A 10561-nucleotide genomic window follows, 5' to 3' on the forward strand; every position below is an offset into this window, starting at 1 on the left:
GGAATCGGGGGGGGACCCTGACGGCCAGCAACAGTACGATCACTGGGGACCGACACGGGATCGTTATCTTTGCGGACGGAAGAAGTGCGGCCACTGCTCCGACGGCCGATATCACTCTGGATAACACAAGCGTACAGGGCTTGACGGGTACAGCCATCGTGGTAGGTACTCTGGCTGCTGCTGACCCGCTTATTACCGCCAATATCGCCGTCACAAATAACTCAACGGTGTCGGGCGGCAACGGTAATGTGCTCGAAGTCAAAGATGGCAATACCGCGAACGTGACGGTGGATGCCAGTCATCTCACTGGTAATACCATCATAGATGCAACCAGTTTTGCCAATCTTAAGTTGCAAAACAGTTCATCTTTAACGGGCCAACTGACCAACGTGACCTCGATGGCCGTAGACGGGTCGTCTGTCTGGAACATGACTGACAACTCTACCGTAGGTGCCTTGAATATGAATGGTGGAGAGGTCCACTTTGCTCAAGCAACGGGTTATCGCCAGTTGACGGTTGAAAGCCTGAACGGTACAGGCACGTACTTTATGAATGTTAACTTTCCGGGCGCAAACGGCGACCTGTTGAAAGTCAACGGCCAAGCTGAAGGTGATCATTCTCTGGTGGTCAAGAACACGGGGCTGGAGCCGGTAAAAGTTGATGGAGATGTCGTAGTTGTCGAAACCGGGGGCGGCAGTGCCGATTTCAAGTTGCGTGACGGGGTCATGGATTACGGTACGTTTCAGTACGAACTCCAAAAGCAAGGCAATGATTGGGCGTTGGTTCAAGTAGCTGATGACGATGGCACTCCTGTTATTACACCGGGCACCAAAACGGTGTTGGGTCTGTTCAGTGCTGCACCGACGGTTTGGTACGGTGAGCTTGCTACCTTGCGCACTCGCATGGGTGAGTTGCGCATGGGCGATGCGGGAAGCGGTGGCTGGGCGCGGGCGTACGGTAATAAATTCGATGTTGACCAAAGTTCCGGCGTCGCCTATCAACAGAACCAGCAGGGGCTGTCGTTTGGTGCGGATGGCAAGCTGAATACGTCAGAAGGGGAGTGGTTGTTGGGGGTGCTGGGCGGTTACAGCAAATCTGATCTGTCGTTGTCTGCGGGGTCGTCAGGACGCATCAATAGTTATTATGTAGGGGCTTATACCACCTGGTTATCACCCTCAGGCTACTACGTTGATGCCGTTGTCAAACTCAATCGCCTGGATAACAAAGCGGATGTGCGAATGAGCGATGGCGAGAAAGCTAAAGGCGATTATTCCAACCTCGGTTTGGGCGGATCCGTCGAAGTCGGCAAACATATCAAATTTGCTGAACAATGGTTTGTAGAGCCTTATGCCCAACTTTCGGCGCTAGCTGTATCAGGCAAGGATTTCAACCTGAATAACGGTATGCGGGCAGACGGTCGTTCAGCTGATTCGGTCCTAGGGAAAATCGGTACCACCGTGGGTCGAAACTTTGACTTTGTGGACGGTGCGAAAATTCAGCCGTACGTTAAAGTGGCTGCTGCACATGAGTTTTCCAAAGGCAATAAGGTCACGGTTAATGACACGCGCTTTACCAATGATTTTTCCGGTACACGCGGGGAATTGGGCTTGGGCTTAGCGGTTCAGGTGAGGGATAACCTGCAGTTTCATGTTGATACCGACTACAGCAGCGGCGAGAAAATTGACCAACCTTGGGGTGTGAGTGCGGGCGTTCGGTTCGTTTTCTAGGTTCTGCACGAAAAGTAATGTCGTAAACACCGCATGGCACAGCCCAGGGAGACCATCGCTGCATAACTGCCATCAACTGCGCTGTTGCTTAATTCAATAACAAACGCGATCACTCTACCGAGTGTCGCGTTTTTTTTTGTATGTGAGCTCGTCGATGTATAAGTTAAACACTCGTTTTAATATTTTTAGAAACAACCAGTTGTTATCACGTGGTGATGCAAATAATCAGGATGGACTGCGGGTAAGTCTGAATTCTTTTTTTTGTCCACTGTAATAGTTGCCAGTTTTTTTGCCTGTGTGATTCGCTGTTTAATCCACTGACAGTCCTCCTGCACAACACCCTGTAGGTGTGCAGGCCAATGTCACTATTGAGGCGCTTTGCCGGGCTGAGATTCTCAAGGCCAAAGTCATGAATGCGGCGTTGAGGTTTTGTATTTACCTGAAGAAATGGCGGAGTTATACCGTGAATAATTTGACTATTGATTCGAATGGCATTATCGAAACCTCACCGACCCGGCTGACCAGCGGGAGCCGACCTGCTGAAACAACTCGTGCGGCTAAATTGCGTGCTGCAGCGCGTGGAGTAGCATCTTCTTCGGGCACCTTTGAGTTTTCTACACTGCCCATTTTTCCTGCGGCTGTTCTTGCTCCACCTCCTAGTGAAGGGCCTGTGGACAATCTATTGCTGGCCAGTGAAAAGGATAAACCCATTACCATTTCGATTACGATCCCCCCGGCGATTGAATATACCGTGTCGGATAGCGATGGACTCTTCCTGATTGTGGATTCGACTGATGTGCTGAATGATGGCATTCTCATTCGGGCGCTTGACTCTGTTAAGGATCTTCCTGGCACCGTCATTTCTGCGGTGCTCCCTGCAGCGAACCGCACAGAAGGTGTTCATACTTTGCGGTACGTTATTACAGACTCTTTTGGAAGTAACGGCGAATTCAGCGCGCCGGTTCCATTTACGGTAGACACTGTCGCACCGGGTGGCGACCTTGGCTTTTCAGCCCCTGGCTTTGGTGTGCTAGAAGCTGATATTGCAGAAAACGGTGTGACAGCAACCTTATTAGCAACTAATAATGGGGAATTACCCGCGGATATAGGTGGGTATGTGGGTGCTGCACTCGACGATAAACTTATTCCTTATGTTGATGATGAACCAGGCCCACCTGTATTTGTAGAAAATCCTAACTCAAGATCTATTCCAGTTCACTTCGCGTACACGACCGCGCAAATTACTAAAGCAGGGGACGGGGTTAAAGAGTTTAAATATCAAGTGACGGACAGGGCGGGAAATGTGGGTGAAATGTCTCAGGTGAGAGAGTTCGAAACGCTTTTGGCAGGCGCCATCACCACCCTCCTTGCTCCACCCGTTGCTGCTATGGCAGATGATGCTGTCATTATTGATGGGGAAGCGCGAAAAGGCGTGTTGGTGACAATCCCGGCGCATATGGACGTACTTGCCGGGTTATGGGCCGTCGTCACGTGGGGAGCAATTGAACTGGCGCCAGCTCAGATTATTGCGACTAATACGGCACAGGATGTGTTGGTGACGCCTGCTCAGGTTTTTAGCCAAGATTCGGGCTCATTCAACGTCAGCTATGAGATTTATAAAGAGGGTACCAGCGGCAAACTCATGCTGCTTGGGGTTTCGCCCGGTACACCTGTAGTGGTTGATCTGACCACGCCAGGCGGAGTCGACCCTGATCCGACTACACCCGTAAACGAAAATCTTGGACCTCCTATCGTTCGAGGAGGCTCAACGGGCGGCACGGATAATGTGCTGACGGTAGCTGACAGTACTTTGACTGCGACGATTACCATACCGTGGAAAACAATCACAACATCTCCAGTGCCTGCTTACATTGAAGGCGATATCGTCACCGTTTATTGGAATGGCACGTCGCCTGAAGGCTCGCCTCTCGGGGATCTCATTGCGGATGCCCACACGGTAACGGCTGCGGACGTGGTCGACGGCAAAGATCTGGAGTTGGATGTTTTACCCGCTGAGCATCAGGCAGTGGGCGGCAGCGTTGCAGTGACGTATCGAGCCTCTCGGCCTGTGGCAGGGTTTGCAGGTAATTTCAATCACACCATGTCCCCAAGCCAGACAGTCACGGTTGAAAGTGCCCCTGTATTACCAGGTGGTCCTGATGGCCTTCCAGAGGTGTTATGGTCTGAGCAACGCCCATTGGGCCCTTTATTTCCGGATCAGTTTGCGCTTGATAAAATCAATTCTTTTGATGGCAGTAAAATTGAGATTCCGTTTTATGTAAATAAAACCCTTAACGACAAAATTGAATATGAATATATTGCCCAGCTGGGCGGTTTTGCCGGTAAACCAGACGGGGCAGAGATACCCACTACAACAATCAGTGGGTTCTACGACGTCCCTCTTTCAGAGGTGACGGCCGCTTCATTTATTACCTTGCCTGCTAATGGGTTCTTTAAAACGGTGGCCGACACTCCCGTAGACTCGGTGGGCTTTCAAGGCAGCGGTAAGCTTGAATATGGCGTGACGCCAGCTGCATCAACTGTGAAGACGCCTGCCCGGCCAACAAAGATAAATATCGATACACGCTCAATGCCCCTTTAATAATGTCTGCTCAATAGTTGATAGAGGTGCCCTCTCGCAAGAAGGGCATCTCCCATTACACAGAGGCTAGTGCAACCGCTTTAAATGGAGTGTTTATCATGGCGTTCAGAACGTTTAAGAAACTTACCCATAAAACATTAACTAATCCGAGGGCAGCGTATCCTGAGCCTTTCATTGACGATGTCACTGTAAACGGAGGCCTCAACTACTTGGCACTGCGTGCCGACCCCACCTCTGAGGTGATCGTGCACTGCGGCCCTATACCCATAGCATTGACCGGTGACAAGATTGAACTGTACTGGAAAGGCAGTGATGGCATTGAGCGTATGTTGGCCACTCATCCCATCGTTGGCGAAGAGATCATGGTGTCACTGCCCATCAGCGTTGCAGACGTGTTGCTGGCCAAAGAGGGGCTCAGCACTCTGTATTACACATTTGTGGACGCTTTTGGTTCAGCTGTACCCTCAAATGAGATGCCCTGCCTGATTAAAACCACGGTGCCTGGCAATCCCTACAGCGCCCCCAACCTGCCGGATACCTTCTACATCAACGAATCCATGCTGGCACCGACCGTCTTCCCTTTAGCAATTGATCAAGGGAACGTGGGATCTGGCGCGACAGTCACCATTCCTGCGTGGGCCTACATGGCTGAGGGGGACATACCCACCCTCAACTGGGGTGGTTACCCTATCAAACAGCCGCCTCTGACCGCCGCTCAAGTAGGTCAGCCACTGGTTATCAAGGTCTCTGAAGCGGATATCCGCGCGGCAGGCAACGCAGCAGAGGTGCAGGTCAGTTATGAGATTCGTGACCTGGCCAACAACTGGTCGCTCAACTCACCGGCCACATTGGTAGACGTCAACACAGACCTCAATTTGCTTGATGCGCCAGATGTCATTGATGTCGATGCCGGCAAACTGGACTTCGACGCATTAGGAGGCGGAATCAGCCTTACCATCGTTAAAACGCCTGCGCCGATTTTCTCTGTGAATGATAGGGTCACCCTCTACTGGAAAGGCACCAACGCACAAGGCGCAGCGATTGAAAAAAGCTACGAACTGAGCGTGACCAGTTCGACCGGCAGGCTTCAATTCAAAGTGCCTAACGCGGACGTTGCGCTGTTTATCGGCGGTTCTGTGACCTCGGTGTCTTATACCTTGGCGTCAAGTGCTTCAGGTAAGCTGGAGTATTCACGCAGCGTTATGTTTGCTGTAACCGGCACCCAGCTAGACTTGCCTGCCCCCCAATTGGAGAACGGGTTGGTGGACGGTGTATTTGAGCCTGTCACCTTGCCGAGTACCGGTGCCCTCATTTCCCTGCCCCCTTATCCGGGCATGGCGGCAGGCGACCGCATTCTTCTCTCTTGGGAGGGCCTGGACAGCAAGGGTGACCCACTGCACGGCAGTGATGACCAGACGCTGGAATTGGCAGACGTTGATAAGGAGTTTGTCTTTGTAATCGACAAAAACGCTTACCTGAACGTAGGTGATGGCAGTCAACTGACCTTCAGCTATCTGGTGATTTTTGGCGGTACGGGAGCCACGCGCAACTCCGATGAGGTCTCATATACGATCAAAAATCTCACGCAGGCAGATCCACCAGCACCCTCTGTTGTTGAAGCATCGGGCGACATACTTAATCCGATGAATGCGCTTACAGGGGCTACATTGCGAGTGAAGTACGATGGGATGCTCGACAGCGACATCATCGGTATCAACTGGAACGGTGACGGTAACTTTCCCAATCAGCCCGGTATTCAGGCGGTGGGTTATGTGGACTTCCCCATAGATGTAGCCCGCGTGGCACCAACGGTGGGTAAAACGGTTGATGCTTTCTATTCGGTCGGTCGTAATAGCGGCTATGACATCTCTCTTAAACTATCGTTGACGGTGCTTGATTTCCAGAATCCGGAAGTGGAGTTGCCGACGCCTGACGTTACCGAGCTGTTGGTAGGGGTGTTGGATTTGACCGTTTTTAGCGGTGATGCCCATGTCACAGTTGCTGCTTGGCCGCTGATAAATGAGGGGCAGCTATTCTGGCTGCAAGGAGAGGGCATTTTAGCTGACGGTGTAACCGCTTACACGATCAAGCTGGCTGATGGTGAGCGGGTTACGAAGGCTGAGAGCGTTGCCGGTGTGGCGCGTACTTTAGCTCGTAGCGAGTTGGAAAAACTGGCAGAAGGCGACACGCTCGATATTTACATGAAAGTTGCATTTGATGGCGGGGGTGATGAGGGCAGTGCAGTGACGTTCCCTGTATTGGACACTATGATGTTGAAAAAGGGTTCGCCATTAAGCATTGATCCAACCCCCGGTAGTTCTAAGTGCAGTACTTGTTCGCAGTGAATGGCCAATTCCTAATCCACCCGCAGGCACATTTTTGAACCGGCAGGCGAGTGGTGGAGTGCCTCCTTACCGATATGCAGCACAGAATCCCATGATTGTAGAGATTAATACCCAAGGGACCATCATATCCAAAAATAACGGATCAACTACGATCACGGTTATAGACCAAAAAGGTGCGTCAGTATCGTATATGGTCACTGTCAGCGGAGTGCTTAATTTATTTGGCACCGGTATTAAATCCTTCTACCCTAATGTTGAAGCAAAGGCTGCAAGCATGGGGGGTCGAGTGCCCAGTGTCGCGGAATGGTTAAACTTTATAGTGGCTTCTAATCATGGCGGGGCGGTAGATGTTGCGTGGGCAGCTGATGTATCAGGTTCAAATCGCTATGTTGTAAATACCTCAACGGGCGCACTTGGAACTGCTCCAGGAGGTACGGTAGGGTACGCGTATTCTGGATATGGTGTGAAGTAGACGCGCGACTACTTAATGGCGGGCAGGTGTCTCGAAACTTATAAGTCATCTGTGTGCTGTTATCAGTTAACCGCGCGTCTTAGACGCGTAATGGGGCATCCGTATTTAAATCCGCGTTTAGTTTTTTAATTCGTGGGCAACATAAACTTTCCCGTTACCGGCAAATGATCTGAAATGCTCAACGTATCAACCTGGCGTACATGGCCTTCAATGCGTTGCAGTTTCGGGCTATAAAAAATGTAGTCGAGGGCGCGGTCCGGACCTTCAACGCTTGGGTCATTGGGAAAGTGGGTTAACCATAATTCGCGATCTATCCCGGTTGCGTCGGGATTGCTGGGAATCATCGGGTATTTTTCCCACAACAGATGCAGTTCACTGTCGGGTGAATAGCCTTGACGCACATCGGCTGACAGACGTTGGTACTGGCCAATCGGCAGTAAGTTGAAATCCCCACCAATCAGCCACGGGGTGCCCTGACTCTCGAATTTATCCAGCACCTCGCCGGTGGCTTGGACTTGCCGGCGCAGGTTGCTGTTGTCCTGGCTTGGTGCATCCAGTTGAGTATTGATGGCCACTAACTGACCGCCATCGTTTAGCGGCAGGTAATTTACCAGCAGTGCTGGTTTTGGCTGGAACTGACGGCTGATGAAGTTGGCATCGGCAACAGGTAATTGCAGGCGTTCGGCGTGTTCGATCTGGAAGCGGCTAAGGATGACCAGTTGGCGCCCGACGCTGCCAAAAATATGCAAATCGGGCACGAAGTCGGCCTTCCACGTAAATGCATGGGTGCTGCACGGGTAAAGGTCAGACAGGCGTTCTTGAAGCAGGGTCAGCTGATTCTGGTAATCACTGGCCTTGGCGTTTTCATCGACTTCTTGCAGCAGTACCAGATCAGGGCGCTCATCACGAATAACGCGCGATACTTCATCCAGACCGACAGCCATATCTTCATGGGTAGGTCGCGTGTCAGGGCCGCTACCATCGGCAAGGTTGTACCAAAAAACATAGCGCTTGCCTGCCAGGTACTGAATATTCCAAGTCATGACCTTGATTGCCTTTCCGGGCATGAGTACCGGAGCCGTGGTTGGGCAGGTCAGTGTCAGCACTTGTTTGGCCTCGGGGCGCCACGTCAGGCTGTAGATCAAGCTTGCCAGCAGTCCTGCGAGCAGCAGCAAACCTAACAGAGTGTGGCGCAGTAAACGTGGCATGGGCTCAGCTTATGACGTAGCAAGGAAGTGCCGAGCATACCGGACGACTGTTCGGCACCCAAGGAGCTATCAATAAGGAATCGTACTCATTTAGTGTCAGACGATTCGCTTATTAGCATATATAAGCGGAATACAACGACTGTCAGAAACAGCTGCAAAAAGCTGTAGAGGCTATCCAGCGTCAGTGACAAGAGCAGGTTTTCATCTTTTGGTAACGCTGAATAAGTCAGCTCTTTGAGCAGCATCAGCGGCGCCAGTACGGCCGCCACGCATGTAAAAATCTGCCAAAAATGCCCTCGGCTCATCAGCACGCTGGACTTTAATGCTGCCAGTGGCCCTTCTCCGCGTAATACTAGGCGGTACTCGGAAAATGCAAAGACGATGGTCATGAAAATGCCGGGCAGAATCAATAACGATAGCCCCAGCACAATGGCCAGCGTACTGATGGCGGACAGCAAGGCAAAGTTGGGCCAGAGGGTCAACGCGCGCGCAAGCAAGTCACTGTTACGGGGCGATTCGCCACGGCTGCGAGCGTCGAGAAACAGAATCAGAGCGCCCGTGTACAGCGGGTACACCAGCAAGCCGACCAGCAGGTCATAACCGGGTGAAGCATCCGGGCCCGAAGCGCTGCTAACCATCTGCGTGATAACCGTTTCAAGAATGATCAGCGGCAAGCACAGCATGACGATCTGGCCCAGATTACGCTGGGCGAAGTAAAGGGCGTCGCGAAGAACAGTCATCGGGTTCATGGTTGGGTATCGGCAGTCAAAAGCGGTGTGCCACTTTAACCGATGACGTTACTACTTTACGCAAATGTTACTCAGGATCGGCGTGAACCTACAGTTGAGCGGTTTATCCGCGCAAAGGTTCGGCAGGCTGGCATACTGCGGCCTTGTTTTTCAGCTCATTGCCCGAAAGTCCGGGCTCCCAGAGGTTTGCCGGTGAAAAAAATTGCGGTCTTTGCGGATGTGCAGAACCTCTATTACACGGTTCGCCAAGCTTATGGCTGCCATTTCAATTACGCCGCGCTATGGGCTGATATCAGCAAGCGCGGTGAAATCGTCGAGGCGTATGCCTATGCGATTGACCGGGGTGACAGCAAGCAGCAGCAGTTTCAGCAGATCCTGCGCAACCTCGGTTTCACGGTGAAACTCAAGCCGTACATCCAGCGCAGCGATGGCTCGGCCAAGGGTGATTGGGACGTAGGGATCACCATCGACATCATGGACTCGGCGGCCAATGTCGATGAAGTGGTGCTGGCTTCGGGTGATGGTGACTTCGACCTGTTGCTTGAGCGTATCGCCAGCAAGCATGGGGTCGAAACTGTGGCCTATGGTGTGCCCGGCCTGACCGCCAACTCATTGATTCGCGCTGCCACGCGCTATGTCCCGATTGAAGGCAGCTTGCTGCTGAAATAACGCCCCATTTTTTACAGGATTGATCAGCTTTGGAACGCATCGCGGTAATTGACTTTGAAACCACCGGCATCTCCCCGAGCAGCACTTGCCGGGCGACTGAAATTGCCGTGGTGATTCTTGAGCAGGGACGTATTGTCGAGCGTTACCAAAGCCTGATGAATGCGGGCGTGCGGGTGCCGGGGTTTATTGAGCAGCTTACCGGCATCAGCAATGCCATGTTGCGCACGGCGCCCTCGGCTGAGCAGGTGATGAACGAGGTCAATGAGTTCGTTGGTATCACGCCATTGCTGGCGCACAACGCGGCCTTCGACCAAAAGTTTTGGGATTTCGAGATGGGTCGCATCAAGCGCACTCGCTTGCAGAATTTTGCCTGCTCCCTGTTGCTGGCTCGGCGCTTAATGCCTGAAGCCCCTAATCACAAGCTGGGAACGTTGACCACGTTCGCCAACTTGCCTCACACGGGTCAGGCTCACCGGGCCATGGCCGATGCTGAAATGGCCGCCAATTTGACCACTCACCTGGCCGTGCGATTGCGCCAGCAGCATGGGTTGCGTGAGTTGAATCACGAGCTGTTGCGCGGCTTGCAGAAAGTCCCGGCGGCGAAAGTGACGGAACACCTGAAGCGCTATCGCGGTTTTTAACAGCACCCTCACCCCAACCCTCTCCCAGAGGGAGAGGGGGCTGATTGGCGGTGTTGCGCAGATCTGCTTTTGACTTTAATTCCCACTGCATTCAAGGGCGAGAAGCTGATTGGCGGTGTTGCGCAGATCTGCTTTTGCCTTTAATTCC

The 10561-nt window shown here is 52.3% G+C and carries 8 protein-coding genes; 6 read left to right on the forward strand and 2 right to left on the reverse strand.

The window, feature by feature from the left end; translation table 11 throughout:
* The 4 genes from ACI7MX_RS10425 to ACI7MX_RS10440 form a co-directional block, all read left to right on the forward strand.
* The coding region (locus ACI7MX_RS10425) for an autotransporter outer membrane beta-barrel domain-containing protein (RefSeq protein WP_405596054.1) at positions 1-1727 on the forward strand (1727 nt) is incomplete at its 5' end.
* Between the two features lie 463 nt (positions 1728-2190).
* The gene (locus tag ACI7MX_RS10430; RefSeq protein ID WP_405592042.1) at positions 2191-4329 is read left to right on the forward strand and encodes a hypothetical protein; all 2139 of its coding nucleotides are present in this window, start codon (positions 2191-2193) and stop codon (positions 4327-4329) included.
* A 98-nt stretch (positions 4330-4427) separates the two neighbouring features.
* Positions 4428-6674, forward strand: a complete 2247-nt coding sequence (locus tag ACI7MX_RS10435) for a hypothetical protein (RefSeq protein WP_405592038.1) — start codon at positions 4428-4430, stop codon at positions 6672-6674.
* A gap of 91 nt (positions 6675-6765) precedes the next feature.
* Positions 6766-7146 (forward strand): hypothetical protein, encoded by a 381-nt coding sequence (locus ACI7MX_RS10440; protein ID WP_405592035.1) that lies wholly within the window; start codon positions 6766-6768, stop codon positions 7144-7146.
* A gap of 125 nt (positions 7147-7271) precedes the next feature.
* Here the strand turns inward: ACI7MX_RS10440 and ACI7MX_RS10445 are convergent, their stop codons facing one another.
* Together ACI7MX_RS10445 and ACI7MX_RS10450 are read right to left on the reverse strand one after the other, a co-directional pair.
* A complete protein-coding gene (locus ACI7MX_RS10445; protein WP_405592032.1) occupies positions 7272-8354 on the reverse strand; it encodes an endonuclease/exonuclease/phosphatase family protein in 1083 nt (360 codons plus the stop codon).
* A gap of 86 nt (positions 8355-8440) precedes the next feature.
* A complete protein-coding gene (locus ACI7MX_RS10450) occupies positions 8441-9103 on the reverse strand; it encodes a YciC family protein (RefSeq protein WP_314484579.1) in 663 nt (220 codons plus the stop codon).
* A 192-nt stretch (positions 9104-9295) separates the two neighbouring features.
* On the opposite strand from ACI7MX_RS10450, the gene ACI7MX_RS10455 reads away from it, so the two are divergent.
* Positions 9296-9772, forward strand: a complete 477-nt coding sequence (locus ACI7MX_RS10455; protein WP_122783196.1) for an NYN domain-containing protein — start codon at positions 9296-9298, stop codon at positions 9770-9772.
* 29 nt (positions 9773-9801) lie between these two features.
* A complete protein-coding gene (locus ACI7MX_RS10460; RefSeq protein ID WP_405592028.1) occupies positions 9802-10413 on the forward strand; it encodes a PolC-type DNA polymerase III in 612 nt (203 codons plus the stop codon).
* Positions 10414-10561 lie beyond the last annotated feature (148 nt).

Source organism: Pseudomonas sp. 2024-210 (assembly GCF_045062345.1).
Taxonomy (GTDB): Bacteria; Pseudomonadota; Gammaproteobacteria; order Pseudomonadales; family Pseudomonadaceae; genus Aquipseudomonas.

Excerpts from the sequence above, each read along its gene's own strand:
- ACI7MX_RS10445 (WP_405592032.1), bottom strand. The coding sequence starts at position 8,354 with ATGCCACGTTTACTGCGCCACACTCTGTTAGGTTTGCTGCTGCTCGCA.
- ACI7MX_RS10450 (WP_314484579.1), bottom strand. The coding sequence starts at position 9,103 with ATGAACCCGATGACTGTTCTTCGCGACGCCCTTTACTTCGCCCAGCGT.
- ACI7MX_RS10440 (WP_405592035.1), top strand. The coding sequence starts at position 6,766 with ATGATTGTAGAGATTAATACCCAAGGGACCATCATATCCAAAAATAAC.
- ACI7MX_RS10435 (WP_405592038.1), top strand. The coding sequence starts at position 4,428 with ATGGCGTTCAGAACGTTTAAGAAACTTACCCATAAAACATTAACTAAT.